We start from the raw sequence: 26,887 nt of genomic DNA on the forward strand, positions 1-26,887 counted from the left end.
GATACGGTAGTACAGTTCCCTTTACGAAAATAAGTGGGGAAATGTCATGGCACAAAAGCCGGAAGAGGATGACAAGGTCCGTCTGGACAAATGGCTATGGGCGGCGCGCTTCTACAAGACCCGGGCGCTGGCCAAGGCGGCCATCGAAAGTGGCAAGGTGCATTGCCGGGGCGAGCGCTGCAAGCCGGGCAAGGAGCCGCGGTTGGGCGATGAGTTCGTCCTGCGTACCGGCTTTGACGAGCGTACGGTGGTGGTCAAGGCGTTGTCGGTAGTGCGTCGCGGCGCGCCTGAAGCCCAGGCGCTGTACGAGGAAACCGCGCAGAGCATCGCCCGCCGTGAACAGGCTGCGGCGATGCGCAAGGCCGGTGCCCTGGGGGTCAGTACTGATGGCCGGCCCACCAAGAAACAGCGGCGCCAGCTGCATCAGTTGCATGACAGCGCCGGTTAAGCGCGCGGGTTGACCACATTCAGGCGCCCGAGCAGTGGCAGCCGCGCCATGAGCTCGAACAGCGGTGCGCTCAGGCGCATCAGGGTAGCGCTGGCCTTGGCGGCAAACGGGGTATAGCAGCTCCAGCCCAAGGCCAGTACCGCCATCAGCACGCCGCCGATGTAGTCGTCCTGGCCCCAGTGCGCGCCGGCCACCAGGCGTGGCAACATGAACAGCAGCGCCAGAGCCCAGACCAGCAATTGCTGTAGCAGCTTGCGGCTGAACAGGCTCATGAACATCGCCCAGATCAGCAGCACCGAGGCGTGATCGCCAGGGAAGCTCTGGCTGGAGCGGTCCTTGAGTTCCCAGCGTGCTTCAAGTTGCGGGTAGAAATCGCTGAGGTGAATGGCATCGCTGAACACCATCGACGGGCTGTTGTGCTGCCAGCCCATGGCGTTCATCCATTTCGAGAACAGCGCGCGGATCACCAGCAGCAGGACCAGGGTAGCGAAGAAGCCGAAGAAGGCCTGGCGCACCTGACTGGCCTTGAATACCCAGTCGCCACGGATCAGCAGGCTGAGGAGGATCAGGCCGACGACAATATCGAACGGGCGCAGGCTGCCGACGGTCCAGATGTAACGCCAGACGCTATTGTCGGCCAGTGGCCGGTTGAGCAGGTGAAACAGCCATTCGTCGAAAGTCAGGCAGATGATCTGGCCAACAGGCCACAACCAGAAACACAGTAGAGCAACGGGCAAAACCGTGCAGAGAATCAAGGGACCCCAAGCCCACCTTGCTTGGAACAGTGAAGAATTGTCCATAAACTACCTCTTTGCTGCGAACCACGAGCGCACCATTCTGGTGCTCTAGACTGGGCTTTATAGGCCCTTGAAATTATTTTGTCATCATTCAGAAAGCCAAAGCCCATGTCCGATTTGCCAGATACCGACTACACACAACGCTTCCTTTTCGACGACCGCGACGTTCGCGGTGAAATGGTCGGGCTGGAGCGCAGCTACGCCGAAGTGCTGGCCAAGCACCCTTATCCGCAGCCTGTGGCACAGCTGCTCGGCGAGCTGATGGCGGCAGCCGCGCTGCTGGTCGGTACGCTGAAGTTCGATGGCCTGCTGATCCTCCAGGCGCAGTCGAGCGGGCCGGTGCCCCTGCTGGCTATCGAGTGCACCAGCGAGCACGAAATTCGTGGCCTGGCCCGTTATGCGGCCGAGCAGATCAAGGATGATGCAACCCTCGCCGATCTGATGCCTGGCGGCCACCTGGTGCTGACCATCATTCCGGTCAACGGCCAGCGCTACCAGGGCACGGTGGAACTGGACGGCAAGGATCTGTCGGAATGCTTCACCAACTATTTTGTCATGTCCCAGCAGGTCAACACCTGCATCACCCTGGCCGCCGACGGCATTCGTGCCCGTGGTCTGCTGGTGCAGCAGCTGCCGGCCGACCGCCAGAAGGACATCGAGGAACGCGAGGAAAGCTGGAACCACGTCAAGGCGCTGGCCAATACCCTGAAGGCCGAGGAACTGCTGGGCCTGGACAACGAGACTGTGCTGCATCGGCTGTATCACGAGGATGCCGTGCGACTGTTCGATATCCAGCCGCTGCATTTTCGCTGCAGCTGCTCCCGTGAGCGCTCCGGCAATGCCCTGGTGAGCCTGGGCAAGCATGACGCGCTGGAGCTGATCAACGAGCATGGCGGCCAGATCGAAGTCGATTGCCAGTTCTGCAATCAGCGCTACCAATTTGATGCCGCCGATATCGAGCAATTGTTCGCCGGTGGCGGTGTAGACACACCGTCAGATACTCGTCACTAAAACGTTTCACCACAGGTAAATCTCCTGTCTAACGCCGGAAACACGCCGTTCTGACAGGAGGGCCCTACTTTTTTTGGGCGTTTCTGGCATAATCCGGCCACTTTTTTCGCTGTAGTAGTTTTCAAAGCTCTACTACAAAACGTTTGGAGCACTCGGCCGCAGGCCGGATGGGGAATCTCATGACGCAAGCCAACAACACCGTCTACACCGACCTGAGCGTCGATGAGCTGGTAAAAGAAGCGCTGAACCGCGGTGAAGGCGAGCTGGCCGATACTGGCGCGCTGGTCGTGAAAACCGGTCACCGTACCGGTCGTTCGCCGGTGGATCGTTTCATCGTCGAAGAGCCGTCCACTCAGGACGCCATCGCCTGGGGCCCGATCAACCGCAAGTTCCCGGCCGACAAGTTCGATGCCCTGTGGGACCGCGTCGAGGCGTTCAACAACGCCCAGGATCACTTCGTTTCCTACGTTCACGTAGGCGCGGCTGCCGATCACTACCTGCCAGTGAAGATGACCACCCAGACTGCCTGGCAGAACCTGTTCGGTCGTTGCCTGTTCATCAATCCTGAACAGTACAACCCTGCTGGCCGTGATCAGTGGCAAGTGCTCAACGTTGCCAACTTCGAGTGCGTGCCTGAGCGTGACGGCACCAACTCCGATGGTTGCGTGATCCTCAACTTCGCCCAGAAGAAAGTCCTGATCGCCGGCATGCGTTACGCCGGTGAAATGAAAAAGGCCATGTTCTCGGTACAGAACTTCCTGCTGCCGGCTGCCGACGTGCTGCCAATGCACTGCGCTGCCAACATCGGCGAAGAGGGCGATGTGACCCTGTTCTTCGGTCTGTCGGGCACCGGCAAGACCACCCTGTCGGCTGACGAAAGCCGCTACCTGATCGGCGACGACGAGCACGGTTGGGGCGAAGGCGTTGTCTTCAACATCGAAGGTGGCTGCTACGCCAAGTGCATCGACTTGTCCGAGAAGAACGAGCCGGTCATCTGGAAAGCCATCAAGCACGGCGCAGTACTGGAAAACGTCGTCATCGACGATGCCAAGCACGCCGACTACACCGATGTCAGCCTGACCCAGAACAGCCGCGCCGCCTACCCGCTGGAGCACGTTGCCAAGCGTTCCGAGAAGAACCTCGGTGGCGAGCCTAACGCGGTCATCTTCCTGACCTGCGACCTGACCGGCGTGCTGCCGCCAGTGTCGATCCTCAACGAAGAACAAGCGGCCTACCACTTCCTGTCCGGCTACACCGCTCTGGTGGGCTCGACCGAAATGGGTTCGGGCAGCGGCATCAAGTCGACCTTCTCCACCTGCTTCGGCGCGCCGTTCTTCCCGCGTCCGGCTGGCGAATACGCAGAGCTGCTGATCAAGCGTATCCGCGGTTTCGGCTCCAAGGTCTACCTGGTCAACACCGGCTGGACCGGCGGTGGCTACGGTGTGGGCAAGCGCTTCAACATCCCGACCACCCGCGCGGTGATCGCAGCGATCCAGAGCGGCGCCCTGATCGGTAGCAAAACCGAGCACCTGGACACCATCAACCTCGACGTGCCACTGGCCGTACCGGGCGTTGAAACCAACCTGCTCAACCCACGCAACACCTGGGCTGACCAGGCTGCTTACGATGAAGCTGCAAAAGCCCTGGCTGGCCTGTTCATCGAAAACTTCAAGAAGTTCGAAGTGTCCGACGCCATCAAGGCTGCTGGCCCACAGCTGTAAGCTGAAGCCTGCGTAAACAAAAAGCCGCCCTCAGGGGCGGCTTTTTGTTTTCCGGTGCGATTGCCGCTTCCGGGTTGTCGGCTGCAATGTGGTCCATGGTCAGTTCGCGGTCGCTCAGTGCCATGGCTCGCCACACCAGTCTCATCAATGCGAACGAGCTTTCAGCGCTGCGCGGCGCTCGGCGAACAAGCGGCGAGCTTCATCATCCTCGATTGACGGAGTAGTGTCCTGCAGGCTGGCTTCGACTTGTGCGCTGAACCAGGTTTCGTAGGCCGCCGCTTCATGTGCTGTTTTAAGGGCCTGGGCACGATCAGGTCTTTGATAGGTCTGGAGTGTCTCGGGGTCGTAGCTGGAACTGTCGACCTTGAAGTAGTCAATGCCTAGCGCCTGGAGATAGCTCACCAGCGTCTCGAGTTTTTTGAACAACCGGACATTGCCACTGCGTTGTGCAGTGAGTATGTGCTCCTGGTCACTGGCGGAGACTTGAACAGCCCAGCCCCCCGCTTGCGCGACTACATGCGTGGTGTTGATGCAGCCAATCTCGACCATCTTGCTGAGTTCGGCATGGTCCATGTTATGAGTTGGCATGGGTGAATGTCTCTGCCTCATAAGGTCGATCCATGCTATGCAATCTATAGTTGATTGCAACTATAGGGCTTCTGAAGTGTTTGTGGGAAGCTTCGCACTCTTCCACAAGTGTCTCAGGTCCCTCATGTCCGAACTCCCACAACGCCAAGCCTTCCGCCATCTGCACCCGATCCTCAGCCGCTGGCAGGACAGCGACCTCAATGGCCATATAGCCGGTGCCACGGTTTACGCCTACTTCGACACGGCGATCCAGGCGTACCTGCTGCAACAGGCCGGGCTGGATTTGCAGGAAGGCGAGGTCGCCGGTTTCGTGGTCAGTTCGGCGGCGGACTTCTTTGCCTTGCCGGCCTTTCCCGACACCCTTGAGGTTGGCTTGCGTGTGGCGCGTCTGGCGGGCAGTTCGGTGGAGTATCAGTTGGCACTGTTTCGGGTCGAGGACGGGCAGCCTTGCGCGGCCGGCAAGCTGGTGCAGGTGTTCGTCGAGCGCGAGTCAGGGCGGCCGGCGCAGTTGCCGGCCACGCTGCAGGCGGCACTGGAGCGCTTGCAAGGCTGAGACCGCTCAATCGTTGAGGCGGATGATGCCTTCGCGTACGGCAAACAGCACCAGGCCGGGTACATCGTGAATCTGCAGGCGATGCATGATCTGCGAGCGGTGCGCCTCGATAGTCTTCACGCTCAGGCCGAGGCCGTCGGCAATCGAGCGGGTCGACTCGCCGCGGGCAATCAAGCGCAGGATTTCCAGCTGGCGCGCAGTCAACTGCATCGTGGTGCTGCCGCTGGGACGCTTGCGGCTGTGCTTCACCGCCTGGCCAATGACCATCGGCAGCACCGCTGACGACAGGTACTGGCCGCCGTTTTTCAGCGCCTGCAGGGCTTGCTCCAGCTCCAGTACGGTGGCGCTCTTGAGCAGAAACCCGTGAGCACCCAGCTGCAGGCAACGCATGACGAAGTCCAGCTCCGAGCGCGACGAGAGCATCAATACATGGCTTGAGGGCACGCGCAAAAACAGCTCACGCAGGATCTGCTCGCTGTCGAGGGTGTCGGCGGTCATGTCCAGCAGGATGATGTCGGGCTTGAGCTTCTCGGCCAGGGCGACAGCGGTCATGCCGTCGCCTGCGTCACCGACTACGGCGTATTGTTTTTTTTGTTCGAGCAGCGCTCGCAGGCCCGCTCGAAAGAGCGGCGAGTCATCGGCAAGTAGTATTCGGCAAAGCATGGGTTCGAGCCTGTTTCGCAAAAGAAGAGGGGCGGCAGGTTTGCTCGGTCCGGATGAGCGCTGCCGCGCGGTGGCGCGATCAGTATCGGGGGCCTGCCGCAGGTCCCGACAGCGCCGGCCATCATAGGCGTTCGAACACCGAGGGCAGGATCGGCCGCAAGGGCAGGTCGAGGCCGTGGATGCTCTCGCTATGCCCGATCAGCAGCAGGCCACCCGGGCGCAGGCAGGCCAGCAGGCGATGAACCACGCGCTGCTTCTCATCCTGACTGAAATAGGTCAGCAAATTGCGCAGAAAAATCACATCGAACAGGCCCAGGTCGGTGGGTAGCGACTGGATCAAGTTGATCGGGCGAAACCGCAGGCGCTCGCGCAGGGACGCCACCATGCGCATGCGCCCGGCCATTTCGCCGACGCCGCACAAGCAGTAGCGTTGCAGCCAGCCTTCGGGAAAGTAACGGGCCTGGGTGACGTCATAGATGCCTTCGCCTGCCTGCTCGAGCAGGTTGCGGCTGACGTCGCTGGCCAGCACGCTCCAGTTGTCGTTCACGGCGTGTTCGCTGGCGACCATGGCCAGGCTGTAGGCTTCTTCGCCAGAGGCGCAGGCAGCGCTCCAGAGCCTTAACGGGCGGGGCATGTCGCGCAGCCACTGGGCGAGGAATTCGAAATGGCGATGTTCGCGGAAGAAGTAGCTGTCGCGGGCAACCAGCAGGTCGAGCACCCGTTGTTGTTCCTGCTGCTGGTCAGGCTGTTCGACCAGATGCAGGTACTGTTCGAAGGAGGCCAGTTGCAGGTGCCGCAGGCGCTTTCCCAGGCGCGCTGCAACGGCGGCGCGGCGGTCGGCGGCGAGGAACACGCCGGTGCGCTGGCTGACCAGGGTGCGAAAGCGCAGGAACTGGGCTTCGCTCAGCAACGGAGGGCGGCTGCCGGCAGGCATCTCACACCCCTCGTGCACAGGGCAATCGGGCCGTCTTTGCGTGATAGCTGCGCATTCCCTGCGTCCATTGGCTGATTGGGAACGGCCGATGATAGCTACTGGCTATAACCGCCAGAATCGGGGTTGCCCCTAGGTCACAGGTGGCTGGCAAGCAGAAGGGAATTCAGGGCCTGCCGGGACTGGCCGGAAGATCGGCCTGCAGGGCTTGATCGGTAACGCGCGGGGTGATGCAGCGATCCCTGCCCATGGGGGCAGGGACTAGGAGTTTGGCTTAAGCCCGACAGGCTTCAGCGGTGACGCCAGTGCTTTTTGTGCTTGCGGTGGCCGTAGTGGTGGCCACGGTCGTAGTAACGACGATCGTCGTAGCCGCGACGGTAGCGACGGTCATCGCGCTCGTCTTCATCGGCTTTGTTGCCCATGTAGTTACCCAGCGCGCCGCCGGCACCACCGCCTGCGGCCGCACCGATATAGCTACCGGTGGTGCCGCCCATGCTGCGGCCGACCACGTTGCCGCCGGCTGCGCCCAGGGCACCACCGATTGCGGCTTCACCGCGCTGGCGCTTGTCGGCACCGACCGCACTGCCGGCTGCACCGCCCAGGCCCGCACCGATTGCACCGCCGGTGCTGCCGCCGATCGACTGACCGACCACCGAGCCCAGTACCCCACCCAATGCGCCGCCAATACCGGCTTCGGTGGTGCCACCTGCCGAGGCAACGCCGCTGAGCAGGCCAAGAGACAACAACAGAATCGAGGAGTACTTCATCAAGAAAGCCTCATAGGGATGACGAGGCGATCCTGAGGCTGGGGAGGGGGGCTGGCAAACGAAATCCGACGAGTAACACGAGTTGTACACAATTTTCTAAGTTACTGTTTTCACTGTGAAACTTTATCGTTTTTCGCGTGTCTGAGCTTACTTGGAACGCGGCCCTGACAGTGATGTCAGGGCCTTTTTTGTGCCTGTTTGCCGCCGATTCTGTCAGAGGATCCGGGCGTTGTCGCTGGCAGGTTGCAACTGGATCGCGACGAACTTGGAGGTCGGCGTGTGGCTGCCATCGCCCACGCTCTCCAGCGGCACCAGCGGGTTGACCTCCGGATAGTAGGCCGCCGCCTGGCCGGCCGGAATATCGAAGGCCAGCAGGGTGAAGCCCTTGACCCGCCGCTCGCGACCATCGCTCCACAACGAGACGATATCGGCCTTGTCCCCGGGGTGGAAGCCCAGGCGGACGATGTCGGCTTCATTGGCGAACAGCACGTTGCGCTGGCCCTTGACCCCACGGTAGCGGTCATCCAGGCCATAGATGGTGGTGTTGTACTGATCGTGCGAGCGCATCGACTGCATGATCAGGTCCGGCACCTGGCCGCTGGCGCGCACACGCTCGTGCAGCAGGTCGTCCGGCAGGGCGTTGGCCTTGAAGTTGGCCCGGCCGCTGGCGGTCTTCCATTGCCGCTGGCCGGCGCTGTTACCCAGGTAGAAGCCGCCCGGGTTTTGCAGGCGCTGGTTGAAGTTGTCAAAGCCGGGGATGGTCTGGTCGATCAGGTCGCGGATGCGCCCGTAATCGGCGATCAGCCAGTTCCAGTCCACAGGCTTGGCACCGAGGGTGGCGTTGGCAATCCCGGCGATCACTGCAGGCTCTGAGCGCATTTGCCGCGACAGTGGCTGCAACTGGCCATTGGAGGCGTGGACCATGCTGAACGAGTCTTCCACCGTTACTGCCTGCGGGCCTTGGCCCTGCAGGTCGATATCGGTCCGGCCCAGGCACGGCAGAATCAGCGCCTGCTTGCCATGCAGCAGGTGGCTGCGGTTGAGCTTGGTGCTGATCTGCACGGTCAGCGCGCAGTTGCGCAGGGCCTGGGCGGTGCGTTCGGTGTCCGGGGTGGCCTGGGCGAAGTTGCCGCCCAGGGCAATAAACACCTTGGCCTGGCCGTCGGCCATGGCGCGGATCGCCTCGACGGTGTTGTGGCCATTGTGGCGCGGTACCTTGAAGCCGAAGCGGCGCTCCAGGGCGTCGAGCAGGGCCACCGGCGGCCGTTCGTTGATGCCCATGGTGCGGTCGCCTTGCACGTTGCTGTGGCCACGCACCGGGCACAGGCCGGCACCGGGAACGCCGAGGTTGCCGCGCAGCAGCATCAGGTTGGCGATTTCCTGGATGGTCGCCACCGAATGGCGATGCTGGGTGATGCCCATGGCCCAGCACATGATGACCTTCTTGGCCCTGCAGTACATGCGCGCGGCTTGCTCGATCTCGGCCAGGGTCAGGCCCGATTGCGCGGTGATCTGCTCCCAGGAGGTGGCGTCGACCGCGGCCAGGTAGCCCAGTACGTCCTGGGTATGCTGGTTGAGAAAGTCGTGATCGAAGATCGCCGGGGCATTGTTGGCCTGGGCTTCACGCTCCCACTGCAATAGGAACTTGGCCATGCCGCGCAGCACCGCCATGTCGCCGCCCAGGGCTGGGCGCAAGTAGGCGGTGTTGGTCGGGCGGTCGCCGTTGGTGAGCATTTCCAGCGGGTGCTGCGGATGCTGGAAGCGTTCCAGGCCGCGTTCTTTCAGCGGGTTGACGCAGACCACCTGGGCGCCGCGCTTGACCGCTTCGCGCAGCGGTTCGAGCATGCGCGGGTGGTTGGTGCCGGGGTTCTGGCCCCAGACGAAGATCGCGTCGGCATGTTCGAAATCGTCGAAAGTCACCGTGCCTTTACCGACCCCGACACTCTGCCCCAGGGCCACGCCGCTGGCCTCGTGGCACATGTTCGAGCAGTCGGGGAAGTTGTTGGTGCCGTAGGCGCGCACAAACAGTTGGTACAGGTAGGCCGCCTCGTTGCTGGCCCGGCCAGAGGTATAGAACTCGGCCTGGTCCGGGCTTTCGAGCTGTTGCAGGTGCTCGGCGATCAGGGCGAAGGCGCCATCCCAGTCGATTGGTTGGTAGCGGTCGGTGCTGGCGTCGTAGACCATCGGTTCGGTCAGCCGGCCCTGGTATTCGAGCCAGTAGTCGCTCTGGGCCAGCAGCGAAGTGACGCTGTGGCGGGCGAAGAACGCGGCATCGACGCGGCGCTTGGTCGCTTCCCAGTTCACCGCCTTGGCGCCGTTTTCGCAGAACTTGACCATGCCGCTTTCCGGCGAGTCGCCCCAGGCGCAGCCAGGGCAGTCGAAGCCGCCGTTCTGGTTGGTCTTGAGCAGCGCGCGGATGTTCTTCAGGGCATTGTCGCTGCCGATCCAGGCCTGGGCCACGCTGCGCAGCGCGCCCCAGCCGCCAGCGGCGCCGTGGTAGGGTTTGTAGCGGGGCACAGGCTTGTGGTCGGCTTGGTGATGCAGGCTCACGTTCGGTTCTCCCGCACGGGGCTGAACACCCGTGGTGCGCTGTGTTTGGGCAGGTGAATAAGGTTGAGGTTGTGCCGCCGTGCCCACTGCAGGGCCAGGCCGGTAGGCGAGGACAGGCTGACCAGGGTCTGGATGCCGGCGCGCAGCACCTTCTGGATCAACTCCAGGCTGCAGCGGCTGGTGACGATCGCCAGGCCGCCGTCGAGGCTGATGTGCTGGCGCACCAGGGCACCGATCAACTTGTCGAGGGCGTTGTGCCGGCCGATGTCTTCGCGGCCCAGGAGGATCTCGCCCTGGTTGTTCATGAACAGTGCCGCATGCACCGCGCCGCAGTGCTGGCCCAGGGGCTGGAAGGCATCCATGCGCTGGCGCAGGCCGGCCAGCCATTGCGCGGGTGGCAGCGGCGCACCGGGCAGCACGGCAAGGTCGGGCAGCGCCTGCTCCACCGCCTCAACACCGCACAGGCCACAGCCACTGGTGCCGGCCAGTTGCCGGCGCTGGGTCTTGAGGTTCCAGAAGGCGCGGTTGGCAATCTCGACTTCGGCATGCACGGCAGAACCGTTGCCGGTGAACTTGACGTCGTAGATCTCGTTGGCCGAAGCGATGATGCCGCTGCCGATGCTGAAGCCGACGATAAAGTCTTCAAGGTCCGTGGGGCTGACCAGCATCACGGCCTGGCTGATGCCGTTATAGGCGATCGCCAGCGCGACTTCCTCGGCCAGTGCGGTATGGGCCTGGCTGTCGTCGTCAAGGTGGCAGTAGTCGTAGGTGTTGCTGGCCGCGGGCGCAGTCACAAGCGGGGTGGACGCCGCACAGGCCGGGGGTTTAGTGCTCATCAGCAGAGGTACCGGCGGCTGTTCAGCTTTAAGCCTAGGCTTGCGCTCGGGTATCGTCTAATCGCTAATGCTGATGCTTTGATAGACGGCGTCGATCAAGCCTCGCCGCGCAGCGCTTGATATTCGCCCAGGCACACCTCGGCCAGGGCCGAGCGCGGCGCCGTGCGACGCATGATCAGGCCCAATGGGGCCAGGGTGCAGGCCTGTTCGATCGGTTGCAGGCGCAGCCGTTCGGTGAGCACTTCCAGCCCTGCCGCCAACGGCATGATCGCGCAGCACAGGCCGCCGCTGACGGCCTGGGCCAACTGATGGACGGCATCGGTCTGCAGCAACAGCTGCGGGGTCAGGCCGCGGCTGTGGAAGTTATGGTCGATCGACTGGCGAAAATGCATGCCGGCGGTGAGCAAGCCCAGCGGCAGTTCGGTCAGCTGTTGCCAGCTTAGGGGCTGCTCGTCGAAGCGGAAATGATCTGGATCATATAAAAGCCCCATGCGCGTCTCGCCCAGCGGCAGCGCCTGGAAGCGTTCGTGGTCGAGCCGGTCGAGGTATGACACGCCCAGGTCCAGCTGGTTGCTGGTCAGCTGTTCGAGGATCTGCTCGGAGCTCAGGGCGCTGAGTTCGAAGCGCAGCTCCGGGTGCTGCTGGTGCATGCGCCGTAACAATGGCAAGGGGTCGAAGCTCGACAACGGCACCACGCCCAGGCGCAAGGTACCGACCAGGTGGCCACGGCAGGCGGCCGCTTCGGCGTTCAGGCCATCGTAGGCGGCGATCACCGAGCGCGCCCAGGCCAGCACCCGCTCGCCCTGGGCGGTGAAACCCTCGAAGCGCTGGCCACGGTTGACCAGGGCCAGGTCCAGCTCTTGCTCCAGGTTGCGCAAGCGCATCGACAGGGTTGGCTGGGTCACGTGGCAGCGGGCGGCGGCCTGGCCGAAGTGGCGGGTTTCATCCAGGGCGATGAGGAATTTGAGTTGTTTGATGTCCATCGTCGCTCCACGGCGCAAAGCAGGCGAAGCATTCTAACCTGTCCTAGACTCCAGGCTCCGAGATTCATCACCAAGGAGAGCGGTATGAGCATTTTCAGTTTCGTCAAAGAAGCAGGCGAGAAACTTATCGACCTGTTGACCCCGGGTAATGCCAATGCCAGCGAGCAGTTGAAGGACCACGTGGCGAAGGTCGGACTGGGTAACCCGAACGTTCAGGCCACAGTCGAAGGCGACAAGGTGATCCTGACTGGTGAAGTCGGCAGCCAGGAAGAGAAGGAGAAAATCCTCTTGGCGGTCGGCAACATTGCCGGTGTTGCGTCGGTGGATGACCAGATCACCGTTACCGGCCCGGTTGTTGCGGCGGCCCGCTTCGTCGTGGTCAAGAAAGGCGACACCCTGAGCGCCATTTCCCTGGCCGTGTACGGCAATGCCAACCAGTACAACAAGATTTTTGAAGCCAACAAGCCGCTGCTCAGCCACCCGGACAAGATCTACCCGGGCCAGACCCTGCGCATCCCCGAGTAATCACAACCCTTCGAGCAACGCCCGGTAGTCGTCCACCGCGGCGAACTCTTCGGTATCCCGCGGCCCTTTGCGGCTATCGGGCTGGCGCACCGCAAGCAGGTGCGCCACGCCGAAGTCGCGGGCGCTGCGCAGGATCGACAAGGTGTCGTCGATAAACAGGCTGCGTTGCGGGCTGAAGCCGATATCGGCCTGCAGGGCGCTCCAGAACTGCGGGTTCTCCTTGGGGTAGCCGTAGTCATGGGAGCTGATCAGGCGCTCGAAGTAAGGCGCCAGCTCCACCCGCTCCAGTTTCAGCGACAGCGAATCGCGATGGGCGTTGGTGATCAGGATCACCCGCTTGCCGGCCTGTTTGATCGCCTGCAAAAAGGTGTCGGCATCCGGGCGCAGGGCGATCAGGTGGGCGGTTTCAAGCTTCAGCTCGCGCACCGGGAGGTTCAGCTCGCGGCTCCAGAAGTCCAGGCAGTACCAGTTCAGCGAGCCGGCGTGCTGCTCGAACAGCGGCTGCAGCTCGAGCTCGGCCATGGCCCGGCTGATGCCGTGCAGTTCGGCGTAGCGCTGGGGCAGCTGCTCGAGCCAGAAATGGTTGTCGAAGTGCAGGTCGAGCAGGGTGCCGTCCATGTCCAGCAGGACGGTATCGATGGTGGACCAGGCTAAAACGGGCATATGAAATTCTCGAACAGTCATTAGGCAGCGGCCGGGCAAGCCACGGTATAGTAACCCGTTCACGCCAAGGAGCCGCCCCATGCGCCAGAAACCCACCGTCCTCTCTCGCGAGATTGTCGCCAGCAGTCGCCTGTTTCGCGTCGAAGCCGTGCAATTGCGCTTTGCCAACGGCGCCGAGCGCACCTATGAGCGCCTGGTCGGGCGCGGCAACGGCTATGGCGCGGTGATGATCGTGGCGATGCTCGACGCCGAGCACGCGGTGCTGGTGGAAGAATACTGCGGCGGTACTGACGAGTACGAGCTGTCGTTGCCCAAGGGCCTGATCGAACCGGGCGAAGACGTGCTGGCGGCGGCCGACCGAGAGCTCAAGGAAGAAGCAGGTTTCGGTGCCCGGCAACTGGAGCACCTGACCGAGCTTTCGCTGTCACCGGGTTACATGAGCCAGAAGATCCAGGTGGTGCTGGCCACCGACCTCTACGAGGAACGCCTGGAAGGCGATGAGCCCGAGCCGATGCGTGTCGACAAGATCAACCTGCGCGAGCTCTCGGCCCTGGCCCAGCATCCGCAGTTTTCCGAAGGCCGGGCCCTGGCGGCGCTGTATCTGGTGCGCGACTTGCTGAGCCAGCGTGGGGTGTTCCCGCTATGAACGATCTTGAACTGATGCAGCACGTGGTGGAGCTGGCTCGCCAGGCGGGCAAGGCCATTTTGCCGTTCTGGCGCGCCGATGTGGCGGTGACGGCCAAGGCCGACGAATCGCCGGTCACCGCCGCCGACCTGGCTGCCCATGACGTCATTGCCGAGGGTTTGCGCGCCCTGGCGCCGCAGATCCCGGTGTTGTCGGAAGAGGACTGCGATATTCCCCTGGGCGAACGGCAAGGCTGGCAGCGCTGGTGGCTGGTCGATCCGCTGGATGGCACCAAGGAATTCATTGCCGGCACTGAAGAATTCACCGTCAACATCGCTCTCATAGAGCAAGGCCAGGTGGTGTTTGGCGTGGTGGCGATTCCCACCAACGGGCGTTGCTATTACGGCGGCAAGGGCTTCGGGGCCTGGCTGGCGGAAGCGGGCGGCGTGCCTAAGGCCATCAGCGTGCGCAACGCGCCGACTGCGGGTGAGCGATTTACCGTGGTTGCCAGCCGCCGGCACTCCAGCCCGCAACAGGAAGCCTTGCTGGCCGGCCTGAGCCAGTCGGTAGGGGAGCTGGAGCTGGCCAATATCGGCAGTTCGCTGAAGTTCTGCTTATTGGCTGAGGGCGTTGCCGATTGCTACCCGCGCCTGGCACCGACCTCGCAGTGGGACACCGCAGCAGCCCAGGGCGTGCTCGAAGGCGCCGGCGGCGAAGTGCTTGGCCTCGATGGCCAGGCCTTCGTCTACCCTGCGCGCGAGTCCTTGCTCAACCCGTTCTTCCTGGCCTTGCCGGCGGCCGCGCCGTGGCGCGACAAGCTGCTGCAACAAGCCCTAGCGGTGTAGCACGTACTGGCCGCTGAATAGCACGGCAGCCTCGCTGCTGCCGGCATTGCTGACCTGGGTGTGCAGGTTCAGCCGCGCCCGGCCCCGGCGCTGATAGGTGGCGATGAAACGCTCCCAGACCTTCTCCTCCGGTGCCGCGCAGGTGGCGATGGCCGCGCCTGTGACCGGCAGCGGATAACTGATCTGGCCTTCCTGGATGACGATATGCCCGTCATCGACCCCCGCTTCGCGCAACCTCAGGTGCAGCCAGCCCCAACCGACCAGCACCGCCGCGCAGTACAGGCTGCCGCCGAACATGGTGCTCTTGTGGTTGACGTTGGCCTCCAGCGGTAGCTGCAGGCGCAGGCAATGCTGCTGCCAGTCGAGCACCTGCAGGCCCATTTGCCGGGTCAGCGGGATGTCGCTGTGCAGTACCGATTCGAGGTAGTGGCTGTCCGTGCTCATGGACGGTTGTCCTCCAGGTCATCGCTGTGATGGTTGTCGCCGAAGCTCAGGCCGTGTTTACGCAGCTTGTCGTGCAGGGTCTTGCGCGGGATGCCGAGGGCCTCGGCCAGGCTGCGTAGTGAACTGTGCGAGCGCGCCAGCTCCGCGGCGATCAGCGAGCGTTCGAACTGCTCGACCTGTTCGCTGAGGTTGCCGCTGCCGATGCTGGCCACGGGACCGTCGGCCGCAGGCGGCAGGTCACCGTCCAGGGCCAGTTCCAGGCCCAGGGCGAAGCGCTCGGCAGCGTTTTGCAGCTCACGGACGTTGCCCGGCCATTCATGGCGCAGCAGCAACGCCCGTTGCGCCGGTTGCAATGTCGGCACTGGCAGGCCGTGGCGCTCGCCGGCGGCGTGGGCAAAGTGCTGGAACAGCACCAGGATGTCTTCGCCGCGCTCGCGCAGCGGCGGAATGCGCAGTGGTGCGACGTTCAGGCGGTAATACAGGTCGGCGCGAAAGCGCCCCTGGTCAGCGGCCTGGCGCAGGTCTTCCTTGGTTGCGGCAATGATGCGGATATCCAGCGGGATCAACTGGTTGCCGCCCAGGCGCTCGACTACACGCTCCTGCAGCAGGCGCAGCAGCTTGACCTGGACATCCAGGCTCATGCTTTCGATTTCATCGAGGAACAACGTGCCGCCGTTGGCGAATTCGAATTTGCCGATGCGACGCTTCTGCGCGCCGGTGAAAGCCCCTGGCTCGTGGCCGAACAGCTCGCTCTCGACCACCGATTCGGCCAGGGCGCCGGCGTTGATGGCCACGAACGGGCCGTCGCGGCGGCTCGACAGGTCGTGCAGGGCGCGGGCCACCACCTCTTTGCCGGCGCCGGTTTCGCCAAGGATCAGCACATCGGCGCGGGTGCCGGCCAATGCGCCAATTTGCTCGCGCAGGCGCAGCATCGGCGCCGAGTGACCGACCAGGCGCGTGCTCAACTCCTGGCGATCGCTCAGGGCCAGGCGCAGGCTGCGGTTGTCCAGCACCAGGCGGCGCAGGGCCAGGGCGCGGCGCACACTGTCGAGCAGGGCATCGCTGGCGAAGGGTTTCTCCAGAAAGTCGTAGGCGCCGGCACGCATGGCCTGCACCGCCAGGGGCACGTCGCCGTGGCCGGTGATCAGCAGCACCGGCAGTTCCGGGTCCTGGGCGTGCAGTTGCTGCAGCAACTCGAGGCCGTCGATGCCAGGCATGCGGATATCGCTGACCACCACGCCCGGCCAGTCGCGCTCGATGCGCCCGGCCAGGCCCTGGGCGTCGCTCAGGGGCAGGATCTTCAGCCCGGCGAGGTCGAGGGTCTGGCTCAGCGCCTGGCGCAGGTGCGGGTCATCGTCGACCAGAATCACCTGCGTGCGGCTGTCGATGAGCGGCTCGGTCGTCATGCCGATGGGTCCTCCGAAGTGGGTAGGGTGGCGCCGGGCTTGGCGATGCGCAGTTGCAGGGTAAGCAGGGCGCCGCCTTCCGGGTGGTTGCCGAGCAGCAGCTCGCCGCCCAGCGCCCGCATCAAGGTATCGCAGATTGCCAGGCCCAGGCCAAGGCCCTGGGTGCGCGTCTTGGTGGTGAAAAACGGCTCGCGGGCGCGGGCCAGGGCCTGGCTGCTGAAGCCCGGACCGTTGTCGCGTATGTACAGGTAGACGTTGCCATCGCGCTGTTCGGCACTGAGCCAGAGTTTGCGCGGGTTGGCTTTTTCGGTCAGCGCGTCGAGGGCGTTGGCCAGCAGGTTGCCGAGCACCTGGCGCAAGCGGGTTTCGCCGGCCTGGACCCACAGGGTTGCCTCTGGCAGGTCGCGCACCAGTTCCACGGCCATTGCCCGCCGACGCTTGGCCAGCAGCGCCAGTGCATCGTCCAGCGCCGGCTGCAGGGCCACGCTTTCCGGGGCGTGGCGGTCGCGGCGGGCGAAGGCGCGCAGATGGGCGATGATCGAGGCCATGCGCCCGGTCAGTTCGCTGATCAGCTTAAGGTTGCTGCGGGCATCGTCGGTGCGCTGATGATCGAGGAGGATCTCGGCGTTCTCGGCATAGCTGCGGATCGCCGCCAGCGGCTGGTTGAGTTCGTGGCTGATGCTGGCCGACATGGTGCCCAGTACCGACAACTTGCCGGCCTGCACCAGCTCGTCCTGGGCGCGCACCAGTTCTTGCTGGGCCTGTTCGCGCTCCAGCACTTCTTCCTTGAGGCGACTGTTGAGGCCTTCGAGGTCGGCGGTGCGCTCGATCACGCGCTTTTCCAGCTCCTGGCGGCCGTGGGCTTCAAAGTCGATGCGGTCCATGTAGTGGCGGCGCCGCTGCATGATCAGGCCAAGCAGCAGCATCAGCACCAGCAAGGTGGCGCCGCCGATGGCCACCACCGTGCGTACCGAGCGGTCGATCAGCGTGCGCGGGGCGAGGATGCTGACCTGCCAGCCGGTCTCGTCGATGGCCTGGGTCTGGGTCAGCCAGGCCTTGGGGTCGAGGGTCAGCGGCTTGGGTGACTGGGTCGGGTAGGGCTGGATGGCAACGATGGCTTCGCGCTCGGCGTCGCTCAATGGCCGGGTGGCACGAAAGCGCCAGTCGGGGCGCGAGGTCAGGATCACCACGCCATTGTGGTCGGTCAGCAGCAACTGCTCCGGGGTCTTGCCCCAGAGGGTTTCGGTATGGTCCAGATCGACCTTGACCACCAGCGCGCCGATCACCTGATCGCGGTCGCGCACTGCGGCGGCGAAGAAGTAACCACGCTTGGCCGAGGTAGTGCCCTGGCCGAAGAAGCGCCCCAGGCGCCCGGCAATGGCTTCGCTGAAATAAGGGCGGAAGGCAAAGTTACGGCCGATGAAACTGTCGTGCTTGTCCCAGTTGGAGGCCGCCAGGGTGTTGCCGTTGGCGTCCATCAGGTACATGACTTCGGCGCCGGTCTGGGTGGCGATGTCCTTGAGCAGGCGGTTGGCGTTGGTCAGGGTTTCCAGGCGCAGCGGGTCGGCCAGCACTGCGCGCAGGGCCGGCAGGTCGCCGAGGATCTGCGGCAGGGTTTCGTAACGGTGCAGGGTGCCGAGCAGGTTGGCGACGTAGAGGTCGAGGGTCTGGCGGTTCTGTCCGGCCAGTTCGTCCTGGTAGTAGCGCTCGGCGAGGTGCTGCAACGGCCACAGCAAGGGTGCCAGGCACACGGCAAGGATGGCCAGGCTGCGCCAGCGAGGGCGGCGGGGTACGGGTGGAGTTATGTTCATCGCAACTGCGCCAGAATGATCTGGCGCATTATGCGCTACTTCAGGCAGTCGTTCAGCGCCTGCTGCCAGTGCGGCTGGCTGACGTGCCACTCGCGTTGCAGGCGGCTGCAATCGAGGCGCGAGTTCAGCGGGCGGCGAGCCGGGGTCGGATAATCGCTGGAGGCGATTGGCAACAGCTTGGCGCAGGACAGGCCCTGGGCCTTGAGTTGCTCGCCAATGGCCTGGGCAAAACCGAACCACGAGGTCTCCCCTTGCGCGGTCAGGTGATAGACACCCCAGGCACCGGCCTGGCCAGCCTGCCAGCGTTCGATCAGGGCACGGGTGCTGTGGGCGATGGTGCCCGCCCAGGTCGGCGCGCCGATCTGGTCGGCGACGATGCGCAGCTCGGGCTTTTCCTGCAGCAGGCGCTGCATGGTCAGCAGGAAGTTGCGTCCGTGGCGTGAGTACACCCAGCTGGTACGCAGGATCAGATGCTGGCCACCTACCGCGGCAATCGCCTGTTCGCCGGCCAGCTTGCTGCGTCCGTAGACGCCGAGCGGGTTGGGCTCGTCGTCCTCGGTGTAAGGGGTGGCTTTGCTGCCATCGAACACGTAGTCGGTGGAGTAGTGGATCAGCGGGATGCCAAGCTTCGCGGCTTCTTCGGCAAAAATGCCGGGAGCCTGGGCGTTGATCGCAAAGGCCAGCTCCGGCTCGCTTTCGGCCTGATCCACCGCAGTGTGGGCCGCGGCGTTGATGATCAGGTCGGGCTTGAGCTGCTGCACCTGGCCACGGATGGCTTCGGGGTGCGCGAGGTCGAGCTGGTCACTGCCCAGCACCTGCAACTGCGCCAGGTCGCCCAGTTGCTGTTGCAGCGCCTGGGAAACCTGGCCGTTGCGGCCGGCGATAAGGATGCGCGGTTGGCTGTGCTTCACGGGAACAGGTCTGCCTCATGCAGGAACTTGCCGACCTGGTCCTTGGCTGAAAGCACCGGTGCGCTTTCAAGTTCCCAGTCGATCGCCAGGTCCGGGTCATCCCAGCGGATGCAGCGCTCGGCAGACGGCACATAGTAGTCAGTGGTCTTGTAGAGAAACTCGGCGAAGTCGCTCAGCACCAGAAAACCATGGGCAAAGCCCTTGGGAATCCACAACTGGCGATTGTTCTGGGCCGAAAGCCTGACACTGACCCAACGGCCAAAGGTCGGTGAGTGGCGGCGGATATCGACGGCCACATCCAGCACTTCGCCTGCAGTTACCCGCACAAGCTTGTCCTGGGTATGTTCAACCTGGTAATGCAAACCGCGCAGCACATTTTTTTGTGAGCCGGAATGATTGTCCTGAACAAAGTGGGCATCGATGCCTGTTGCTTCCTGGAACGAGCGCTCATTGAAGCTCTCGAAGAAAAAGCCTCGTTCATCACCGAAGACCTTCGGCTCGATCACAAGAACATCAGGCAGCGCGCTGGCTGTTACTTTCATTAACGTTTCCCTACGAGACCGAACAGGTACTGACCGTAGCCGGTCTTGCCGAACATCTTGCCTCGCTCCAGCAGATGCGCTTCATCGATCCAGCCCTGCTGGTACGCGATTTCTTCAAGGCAGGCGACCTTGAGGCCCTGACGGTGTTCGATGGTCTGCACGTATTGCGATGCTTCCAGGAGACTGTCGTGGGTGCCGGTGTCCAGCCAGGCGAAACCGCGCCCGAGCAACTGGACATTGAGGTCGCCGCGCTTGAGATAGGCGTTGTTGATGTCGGTGATTTCCAGCTCGCCGCGTGGCGAAGGTTTGACCGCCTTGGCGATCTCGACCACGTCGTTATCGTAGAAATACAGGCCTGTCACTGCGTAACTGGACTTGGGTTGTGCCGGTTTCTCTTCGATGGAAAGGGCGCGGCCTTCATCGTCGAATTCGACGACGCCGAAACGCTCCGGGTCCTTGACCCAGTAGCCGAACACGGTGGCACCGGCACCCTGCTGGGCTGCCTTGCGCAGCTGCGGAGTGAAGCCCTGACCGTGGAAAATGTTGTCGCCGAGGATCAGGCAGACCGAATCGTTGCCGATGAACTCTTCGCCGATCAGGAAGGCCTGCGCCAGGCCGTCCGGAGAGGGCTGCTCGGCATAGCTCATTTCGATACCGAACTGGCTGCCATCACCCAGCAGTTGCTTGTAGTGCGGAAGATCCTGCGGGGTGGAGATCAGCAGGATTTCGCGAATACCGGCCAGCATCAGTACCGAGATCGGGTAGTAGATCATCGGTTTGTCGTAGATCGGCAGCAGTTGCTTGGAAACACCCAGGGTGATGGGGTGCAGGCGGGTGCCGGAGCCGCCCGCCAGGACGATACCTTTGGTCATGCAATCAGATCCTTGAATTCGCTGGCGCCCAGGCGCTGGCCTTGATAACTGCCGTCTTGTACCCGCTGGCACCATTGCAGGTTGTCCAGGTACCACTGTACGGTCTTGCGCAGCCCGGTCTCGAAGGTTTCTTCGGGAACCCAGCCCAGTTCACGCTCGATCTTGCTGGCATCGATCGCGTAGCGCTGGTCGTGGCCAGGGCGATCCTGAACGTAGGTGATCAGGTCGGCGTAGTTGGCAATGCCAGCCGGACGTTGTGGCGCCAGCTCTTCGAGCAGGGCACAGATGCCGCGTACAACGTCGATGTTCTTCTGCTCGTTGTGGCCGCCAATGTTGTAGGTCTCGCCAACTTCGCCTTCGGTTACCACCTTGAGCAGGGCGCGGGCATGGTCTTCGACGAACAGCCAGTCACGCACCTGCAGGCCGTTGCCATACACAGGCAACGGCTTGCCTGCCAGGGCATTGAGGATCACCAGTGGAATGAGTTTTTCCGGGAAGTGGAACGGCCCGTAGTTGTTCGAGCAGTTGGTGATCAGTACCGGCAGGCCATAGGTGCGCTGCCAGGCGCGGACCAGGTGGTCGGACGCAGCCTTGCTGGCGGAGTAGGGCGAGCTTGGTGCGTAAGGCGTGGTTTCGGTAAACAGGTCATCGACGCCATGCAGGTCGCCATACACTTCGTCGGTGGAAATGTGATGGAAGCGGAACGCCGTGCGCTCATCGGCCGGCAGGCTCAGCCAGTAGGCGCGAGTTGCCTCGAGCAGGCTGTAGGTGCCGACGATATTGGTCTGGATGAAGTCCGAAGGGCCGTCAATCGAGCGGTCGACATGCGACTCTGCCGCCAGGTGCATGATCGCATGTGGCTTGAAGCGCTCAAGCACAGCGCTAACGGTGGCCTGATCGACGATATCCGCCTGGACGAACTCATAGCGGGTGTCGGTCGCGATACTGGTCAGCGATTCCAGATTGCCTGCATAGGTCAGTTTGTCGAGGTTGAGCACTTCGTGCTCGGTATTGGTGATCAGGTGACGCACCAGCGCCGAGCCGATAAAGCCGGCCCCGCCGGTGATAAGAATTCGCATGTCGGACTGCCTTTCTTCCGTAACTGACATTGAACTTAGGGTGCACAGCTTGTGGCCGGGTGCAGGCAGGCGCAAGCAAAAAGCGCCGAACAGTCCTTCTTACCCGGGCTGCTCGATGAAACTGAGCAAATGTTGCGCAATTTTAGCCGTTATTCTTGCCAACCGGCACAAGCAGTGGCGATATAGGCAACAAAAAAATGAGGTCCCCTGCCCATGTCGCTCAGTACCCTGATCCATCGCTCCAGCCAGCCATGCCCTGAAGTCAGTGAACAGCAGGCCGCAACCCTGTTGCAGGAACACTTTGGCCTGAGCGGCTCATTGCGGGCATTGGGCAGCCAGCAAGACCTGAATTTTCTTGTCGATTCGGACCATGGGCGCTACGTGCTGAAGGTTTGCCATGGCGCCTATGCCGAGCAGGAACTGCAAGCCCAGCATGCCGCCCTCGGCTTCCTGCGCGATCAGGGGCTGCCAGTGCCTGCGGTGCAGGCTGCCCGATCCGGTGAGCAACTGCTGACGGTGACTGTCGACGGCCAACCGCTACGCGTGCGCCTGCTCGACTATATTGAAGGCCAGTCACTGACCCGCATCAAGCACATGGAGCCGCGCCTGGTAGCTGAACTCGGCCGCCTGTGCGCGCGGGTCGACCAGGCTCTGGCCAGTTTCACTCACCCGGGCCTTGAGCGCACATTGCAATGGGATCCGCGCCATGCCCAGGTGTTGATCGATCACCTGTTGCCGATACTGGATAACAACCCGCAGCAAGCCAGGGTAAAAGCCGCCGCAGATCAGGCCCGGGAACATCTGCAGCCGTTGATCGATGATCTGCCATCGCAAGCCGTGCACCTGGACATCACCGATGACAACGCCGTATGGGCGCGCGATGAGCAGCGCCAGTGGCAACTGCAGGGGGTCATCGATTTCGGCGACCTGATGCACACCTGGCGCATTGCAGATCTCTCGGTCACTTGCGCGGCCTTGCTGCACCACGCCGAAGGCGACCCCTTGCGCATATTGCCGGCGATCGAGGCTTATCATGCGCTCAATCCGCTGAACGCCGCTGAACTCAACGCCTTGTGGCCTTTGGTGGTGGCTCGTGCTGCGGTGCTGGTACTGAGCAGCGAGCAGCAGGTGAGTATTGACCCTGGCAACAGCTACAGCCGGGACAATCTGGCCCATGAGTGGGAAATTTTCGACGTCGCCACCAGCGTGCCTTTCGAACTGATGCAGGCGGCGATTCTGCAAGTGACCGGGCATGAACTCCCTGCGCTGGCGCTAGAAAGCTCGGCGCCACTCCTGCCGGCCTCGGTGGCCGCCCAGGTGATTGGCGTGGATCTTGGTGTACTCAGCGAGCATTACCAGGCCGGCAACTGGGAGCAAGCCGGCATTGACCAGCGCTTGCTGGCCCGGCAGGGCAGTGCTTCAGGCGCTGCCAGCAGCCTGTATGGGCAGTACCGCCTGTCGCAGACCCACATCGACAATCCCGCGGAACCTGCGACGTGCGCCCTGCATGTCGAACTGCATCTGCCTTGCGCCACGGTGCTCCAGGCACCTTGGGCCGGGACCTGGCACCAATATGGCGAAGACAGTGGCTGCCTTGAGGGCAGTGAATGCAGCCTGTGGTTGCACGGGCTGGATCAGACGCCGGCCGACGGGCAGGCATTGGCCATCGGACAGTCTCTGGGCGCCACTGGCGCATTGTTGACGGTCCAGTTATGCCGGGTGGCCGGGTTGTATCCACCAGCTTTTGTCGTGCCTTCGCGGGCCCAGGCCTGGCAGGCATTGTGCCCCTCGCCGCAAGCCATCCTCGGCTTTGCCTGCGACGCCGAACCGCTGGTCGATGCCCAGGCTTTGCTGGCTCGGCGCGATGCCAGTTTCGCCCGCTCGCAAAAACACTATTACCAGCAGCCGCCGCATATCGAGCGCGGCTGGCGCAACTACTTGTTCGACATGCAGGGGCGGGCCTACCTGGACATGCTCAACAACGTTGCGGTGCTCGGCCACGGGCACCCGCGCATGGTCGCCGAGTCGGCGCGGCAATGGTCGTTGCTCAATACCAACTCGCGTTTTCATTATGCCGCCATCGCCGAATTCTCCGAGCGCTTGCTGGCCCTGGCACCGAGCGGCATGGACCGGGTATTTCTGGTCAACAGCGGCACCGAGGCCAACGATCTGGCGATCCGCCTGGCCTGGGCCTACAGCGGTGGGCGTGACCTGCTGAGCGTACTTGAGGCCTATCACGGCTGGTCGGTGGCCACCGATGCGATTTCCACCTCCATCGCCGACAACCCCCAGGCCTTGAGCACCCGGCCGGACTGGGTTCACCCGGTGATTGCGCCCAACACCTATCGCGGCGCCTACCGTGGCGCCGAGAGCGCCGCCGACTATCTGCGCGACGTCGATGCCAAGCTCGATGCGCTGGCTGCCGAGCAGCGGCAACTGGCCGGGTTCATCTGCGAGCCGGTGTACGGCAATGCCGGCGGCATCTCGTTGCCTGCGGGTTACCTGCAGCAAGCCTATGCCAAGGTGCGGGCGGCGGGCGGGGTATGCATCGCCGACGAAGTGCAGGTCGGCTATGGCCGGCTGGGCACCTGGTTTTGGGGTTTTGAAGAGCAGGGCGTGGTGCCGGACATCATCACCATGGCCAAGGGCATGGGCAACGGCCAGCCACTGGGCGCGGTCATCACCCGCCGCGAGATTGCCGAGGCGCTGGAAGCCGAGGGCTATTTCTTCTCCTCCGCCGGCGGCAGCCCGGTCAGTTGCCGAATCGGCATGGCCGTGCTTGATGTCATGGAAGAAGAAGGGCTATGGGACAACGCCCGGGAAGTCGGCGGCTACTTCAAGTCACGGCTGCAACAATTGGTCGATAAACATCCGCTGGCGGGTGCCGTGCACGGCTCCGGCTTCTACCTGGGGCTGGAACTGGTGCGTGACCGCCAGAGCCTGGAGCCGGCCAGTGCCGAGACTACCCTGCTGTGCAACCGCCTGCGTGACCTGGGTATCTTCATGCAGCCTACGGGCGATTACCTCAACATCCTCAAGATCAAGCCGCCGATGTGCACCACCCGCGCGAGCGTGGACTTCTTCGTCGACAGCATCGACCGGGTACTGTCGGAAGACCTGTAACCCTTGAGCTAAAGCCGGTTAATCCGATTGTTATCGAATTAACCGGCTTTTTTACGCCTGATATTTTCCATTTTCCACTTTTAAAGCCGATATTTATCGGATATAAATGCCTCCATTATCACCAGGGTGGCCTGGCCTTGTTGGCCCGAGCACCTGCCGAGGAGGAATGCATGAGCCGCACTGTCACTGTTGCCGCCACCCAGATGGCCTGCTCCTGGGACCGCCAGGGCAACCTGGAAACCGCCGAACGGCTGGTCCGCGAGGCGGCCGCCAAGGGCGCACAGATCATCCTGATCCAGGAACTGTTCGAAACCCCGTACTTCTGCCAGAAGCCCAATCCGGACTACCTGCAACTGGCCACAGCGGTTGAAACCAACGCCGCCCTCGGTCATTTCCAGAAGCTCGCCAAAGAGCTGCAGGTGGTGCTGCCGATCAGCTTCTACGAGCTGGCCGGGCGTGCGCGTTTCAACAGCATCGCGATCATCGATGCCGACGGCAGCAACCTCGGTGTGTACCGCAAGACCCACATTCCGGATGGCCCCGGCTACCACGAAAAGTACTACTTCAACCCGGGCGACACCGGCTTCAAGGTCTGGCAGACCCGCTACGCGAAAATCGGCGTCGGCATCTGCTGGGACCAGTGGTTCCCCGAGTGCGCACGCAGCATGGCCCTGCTCGGCGCCGAGGTGCTGTTCTACCCGACCGCCATCGGTAGCGAGCCGCACGACCAGAGCATCTGCTCGCGCGACCACTGGCAGCGTGTGCAGCAAGGTCATGCCGGTGCCAACCTGATGCCGCTGGTGGCCAGCAACCGTATCGGCCGCGAACAGCAGGACGGCTACGACATCACCTTCTACGGCTCCTCCTTCATCGCCGACCAGTACGGCGAGAAGGTCCAGGCGCTGAACGAGACCGAGGAGGGTGTGCTGGTGCATACTTTCGACCTCGATAAACTTGAGCACACCCGCAGTGCCTGGGGTACTTTCCGCGACCGTCGTCCGAATCTGTACGGCCCGGTAAAGACCCTCGACGGCGCGCTGCAATCCTGAAAGTTCAGCAAGGATCCTCTATGAAAACGCTTACCAGTACCCCGCGCGCCGACGGCTTCCACATGCCTGCCGAATGGGCGCCACAAACCCAGGTCTGGATGGTCTGGCCCGAGCGCCCGGACAACTGGCGCCTGGGTGGCAAGCCGGTACAGGCTGCCCACGTGACCCTGGCCAAGGCCATCGCCCGTTTCGAGCCGGTGACCGTTGCCGTCTCGGCCGCGCAGTACGACAACGCCCGGGCGCGCCTGGACCTGCCGAACATCCGCGTGGTGGAAATCAGCAACGACGACGCCTGGGTGCGTGATACCGGCCCGACCTTCGTCATCAACGACAGCGGTGAAGTACGCGGCATCGACTGGGGTTTCAATGCCTGGGGCGGCTTCGAGGGTGGCCTGTACGCGCCGTGGAACCGCGACGAGCAACTGGCCAGCAAGGTGCTGGAGATGGAGCGCTGCCAGCGCTACCACACCGAAGGCTTCGTGCTCGAAGGCGGCTCGATCCATGTCGACGGTGAAGGCACCCTGATCACCACTGAAGAATGCCTGCTCAACCACAACCGCAACCCGCACCTGAACCGCGAGCAGATCGAAGCCATCCTGCGTGACCACCTGGCCGTGGACAGCATCATCTGGCTGCCCGATGGTCTGTACAACGACGAAACCGACGGCCACGTCGACAACTTCTGTTGTTACGTCCGCCCAGGTGAAGTGTTACTGGCCTGGACCGATGATCCGCAAGACCCCAACTATGCACGCTGCCATAGCGCACTTGAGGTGCTGGAAAACAGCCGTGACGCCAAAGGTCGCGCCTTCACCGTGCACAAGATGCCGATTCCGGGGCCGCTGTTCGCCACTGAAGAAGAGTGCGCCGGGGTCGATCCGGTGGCCGGCAGCCAGGAGCGCAACCCGTCGGTGCGCCTGGCTGGCTCCTACGTCAACTTCCTGATCGTCAACGGCGGCATCATCGCCCCGAGCTTCGACGACCCGGCAGATGCCGAGGCTAGAGCGATTCTGGCGCGGGTGTTCCCTGACCATGAAGTGGTCATGATCCCCGGGCGCGAGATGCTCCTGGGCGGCGGCAACATCCATTGCCTGACCCAGCAACAACCGGCGCCAGCCAAAGGCTGAAGTGCAGTAAGAAAACA

The 26,887-nt window shown here is 63.1% G+C and carries 26 protein-coding genes; 10 read left to right on the forward strand and 16 right to left on the reverse strand.

Annotated features, from left to right (window positions below; translation table 11 throughout):
* Positions 1 to 46 precede the first annotated feature (46 nt).
* A complete protein-coding gene (locus UB48_RS22555) occupies positions 47 to 448 on the forward strand; it encodes an RNA-binding S4 domain-containing protein (RefSeq protein WP_038998195.1) in 402 nt (133 codons plus the stop codon).
* On the opposite strand, the gene UB48_RS22560 is transcribed toward UB48_RS22555, so the two are convergent.
* Entirely contained in the window at positions 445 to 1,248 is an 804-nt protein-coding gene (locus UB48_RS22560) for a phosphatase PAP2 family protein (protein ID WP_045201164.1), read from the reverse strand. The two genes, UB48_RS22555 and UB48_RS22560, sit on opposite strands and share 4 nt — an antisense overlap.
* A 105-nt stretch (positions 1,249 to 1,353) precedes the next feature.
* Here UB48_RS22560 and hslO point away from each other — a divergent pair, with 105 nt between their 5' ends.
* Positions 1,354 to 2,256, forward strand: coding sequence for an Hsp33 family molecular chaperone HslO (gene hslO, locus UB48_RS22565; RefSeq protein WP_045201165.1), 903 nt, complete (start codon positions 1,354 to 1,356; stop codon positions 2,254 to 2,256).
* A gap of 179 nt (positions 2,257 to 2,435) precedes the next feature.
* Complete coding sequence (locus tag UB48_RS22570) at positions 2,436 to 3,977, forward strand: phosphoenolpyruvate carboxykinase (RefSeq protein WP_045201166.1); 1,542 nt, start codon at positions 2,436 to 2,438, stop codon at positions 3,975 to 3,977.
* Positions 3,978 to 4,121: 144 nt separating this feature from the next.
* Here UB48_RS22570 and UB48_RS22575 read toward each other — a convergent pair whose 3' ends face one another.
* On the reverse strand, positions 4,122 to 4,565 hold the full coding sequence (locus tag UB48_RS22575) for a hypothetical protein (protein ID WP_045201203.1): 444 nt from the start codon (positions 4,563 to 4,565) through the stop codon (positions 4,122 to 4,124).
* 124 nt (positions 4,566 to 4,689) lie between these two features.
* On the opposite strand from UB48_RS22575, the gene UB48_RS22580 reads away from it, so the two are divergent.
* Positions 4,690 to 5,118, forward strand: a complete 429-nt coding sequence (locus tag UB48_RS22580; protein WP_045201167.1) for a thioesterase family protein — start codon at positions 4,690 to 4,692, stop codon at positions 5,116 to 5,118.
* Between the two features lie 6 nt (positions 5,119 to 5,124).
* Here the strand turns inward: UB48_RS22580 and UB48_RS22585 are convergent, their stop codons facing one another.
* From UB48_RS22585 to UB48_RS22610, 6 genes are all read right to left on the reverse strand, one after another.
* On the reverse strand, positions 5,125 to 5,781 hold the full coding sequence (locus tag UB48_RS22585; protein WP_026001197.1) for a response regulator transcription factor: 657 nt from the start codon (positions 5,779 to 5,781) through the stop codon (positions 5,125 to 5,127).
* Positions 5,782 to 5,902: 121 nt separating this feature from the next.
* Positions 5,903 to 6,715, reverse strand: a complete 813-nt coding sequence (locus UB48_RS22590; RefSeq protein ID WP_045201168.1) for a protein-glutamate O-methyltransferase CheR — start codon at positions 6,713 to 6,715, stop codon at positions 5,903 to 5,905.
* Between the two features lie 287 nt (positions 6,716 to 7,002).
* Positions 7,003 to 7,482 carry a YMGG-like glycine zipper-containing protein gene (locus UB48_RS22595; protein ID WP_176794206.1) on the reverse strand — a complete coding sequence of 160 codons (480 nt, stop codon included), beginning with the start codon at positions 7,480 to 7,482 and terminating at the stop codon, positions 7,003 to 7,005.
* 210 nt (positions 7,483 to 7,692) lie between these two features.
* On the reverse strand, positions 7,693 to 10,029 hold the full coding sequence (locus tag UB48_RS22600; RefSeq protein WP_045201170.1) for an FdhF/YdeP family oxidoreductase: 2,337 nt from the start codon (positions 10,027 to 10,029) through the stop codon (positions 7,693 to 7,695).
* Complete coding sequence (gene fdhD / locus UB48_RS22605; RefSeq protein ID WP_045201171.1) at positions 10,026 to 10,865, reverse strand: formate dehydrogenase accessory sulfurtransferase FdhD; 840 nt, start codon at positions 10,863 to 10,865, stop codon at positions 10,026 to 10,028. The genes UB48_RS22600 and fdhD overlap by 4 nt, the downstream gene beginning before the upstream one ends.
* Before the next feature lie 95 nt (positions 10,866 to 10,960).
* The gene (locus tag UB48_RS22610) at positions 10,961 to 11,848 is read right to left on the reverse strand and encodes a LysR family transcriptional regulator (protein ID WP_045201172.1); all 888 of its coding nucleotides are present in this window, start codon (positions 11,846 to 11,848) and stop codon (positions 10,961 to 10,963) included.
* Between the two features lie 84 nt (positions 11,849 to 11,932).
* On the opposite strand from UB48_RS22610, the gene lysM reads away from it, so the two are divergent.
* Positions 11,933 to 12,373, forward strand: coding sequence for a peptidoglycan-binding protein LysM (lysM, locus tag UB48_RS22615; RefSeq protein ID WP_045201173.1), 441 nt, complete (start codon positions 11,933 to 11,935; stop codon positions 12,371 to 12,373).
* Here lysM and yrfG read toward each other — a convergent pair whose 3' ends face one another.
* The gene (yrfG, locus tag UB48_RS22620) at positions 12,374 to 13,036 is read right to left on the reverse strand and encodes a GMP/IMP nucleotidase (protein ID WP_045201174.1); all 663 of its coding nucleotides are present in this window, start codon (positions 13,034 to 13,036) and stop codon (positions 12,374 to 12,376) included.
* 79 nt (positions 13,037 to 13,115) lie between these two features.
* On the opposite strand from yrfG, the gene nudE reads away from it, so the two are divergent.
* Positions 13,116 to 13,682 (forward strand): ADP compounds hydrolase NudE, encoded by a 567-nt coding sequence (gene nudE / locus UB48_RS22625; RefSeq protein WP_038998207.1) that lies wholly within the window; start codon positions 13,116 to 13,118, stop codon positions 13,680 to 13,682.
* Entirely contained in the window at positions 13,679 to 14,506 is an 828-nt protein-coding gene (gene cysQ / locus UB48_RS22630) for a 3'(2'),5'-bisphosphate nucleotidase CysQ (RefSeq protein WP_045201175.1), read from the forward strand. Before nudE ends, cysQ begins: the two co-directional genes overlap by 4 nt.
* On the opposite strand, the gene UB48_RS22635 is transcribed toward cysQ, so the two are convergent.
* Genes UB48_RS22635 through rfbB form a run of 7 tightly spaced genes read right to left on the reverse strand, consistent with a single transcriptional unit; the run spans position 14,495 to position 21,571 of the window.
* Entirely contained in the window at positions 14,495 to 14,950 is a 456-nt protein-coding gene (locus UB48_RS22635) for a YiiD C-terminal domain-containing protein (protein WP_045201176.1), read from the reverse strand. The two genes, cysQ and UB48_RS22635, sit on opposite strands and share 12 nt — an antisense overlap.
* Positions 14,947 to 16,356: a sigma-54 dependent transcriptional regulator gene (locus UB48_RS22640; protein ID WP_045201177.1), complete on the reverse strand. Its 1,410-nt coding sequence runs from the start codon at positions 16,354 to 16,356 to the stop codon at positions 14,947 to 14,949. The genes UB48_RS22635 and UB48_RS22640 overlap by 4 nt, the downstream gene beginning before the upstream one ends.
* On the reverse strand, positions 16,353 to 18,167 hold the full coding sequence (locus tag UB48_RS22645) for an ATP-binding protein (RefSeq protein WP_045201178.1): 1,815 nt from the start codon (positions 18,165 to 18,167) through the stop codon (positions 16,353 to 16,355). The genes UB48_RS22640 and UB48_RS22645 overlap by 4 nt, the downstream gene beginning before the upstream one ends.
* Before the next feature lie 35 nt (positions 18,168 to 18,202).
* Positions 18,203 to 19,078: a dTDP-4-dehydrorhamnose reductase gene (gene rfbD / locus UB48_RS22650; protein ID WP_045201179.1), complete on the reverse strand. Its 876-nt coding sequence runs from the start codon at positions 19,076 to 19,078 to the stop codon at positions 18,203 to 18,205.
* Positions 19,075 to 19,620, reverse strand: a complete 546-nt coding sequence (gene rfbC, locus UB48_RS22655; protein ID WP_045201180.1) for a dTDP-4-dehydrorhamnose 3,5-epimerase — start codon at positions 19,618 to 19,620, stop codon at positions 19,075 to 19,077. Before rfbC ends, rfbD begins: the two co-directional genes overlap by 4 nt.
* Positions 19,620 to 20,492 (reverse strand): glucose-1-phosphate thymidylyltransferase RfbA, encoded by an 873-nt coding sequence (gene rfbA / locus UB48_RS22660; RefSeq protein WP_045201181.1) that lies wholly within the window; start codon positions 20,490 to 20,492, stop codon positions 19,620 to 19,622. Before rfbA ends, rfbC begins: the two co-directional genes overlap by 1 nt.
* Entirely contained in the window at positions 20,489 to 21,571 is a 1,083-nt protein-coding gene (rfbB, locus tag UB48_RS22665) for a dTDP-glucose 4,6-dehydratase (RefSeq protein WP_045201182.1), read from the reverse strand. The genes rfbA and rfbB overlap by 4 nt, the downstream gene beginning before the upstream one ends.
* Before the next feature lie 213 nt (positions 21,572 to 21,784).
* Here rfbB and UB48_RS22670 point away from each other — a divergent pair, with 213 nt between their 5' ends.
* From UB48_RS22670 to aguA, 3 genes are all read left to right on the forward strand, one after another.
* Positions 21,785 to 24,694 (forward strand): aminotransferase, encoded by a 2,910-nt coding sequence (locus UB48_RS22670; protein ID WP_045201183.1) that lies wholly within the window; start codon positions 21,785 to 21,787, stop codon positions 24,692 to 24,694.
* 170 nt (positions 24,695 to 24,864) lie between these two features.
* Positions 24,865 to 25,743 (forward strand): N-carbamoylputrescine amidase, encoded by an 879-nt coding sequence (aguB, locus tag UB48_RS22675; RefSeq protein ID WP_045201184.1) that lies wholly within the window; start codon positions 24,865 to 24,867, stop codon positions 25,741 to 25,743.
* 20 nt (positions 25,744 to 25,763) lie between these two features.
* Entirely contained in the window at positions 25,764 to 26,870 is a 1,107-nt protein-coding gene (gene aguA / locus UB48_RS22680) for an agmatine deiminase (protein WP_045201185.1), read from the forward strand.
* Positions 26,871 to 26,887: the final 17 nt, after the last annotated feature.

This window comes from Pseudomonas sp. 2(2015), from assembly GCF_000955865.1.
Classification (GTDB): Bacteria; Pseudomonadota; Gammaproteobacteria; order Pseudomonadales; family Pseudomonadaceae; genus Aquipseudomonas.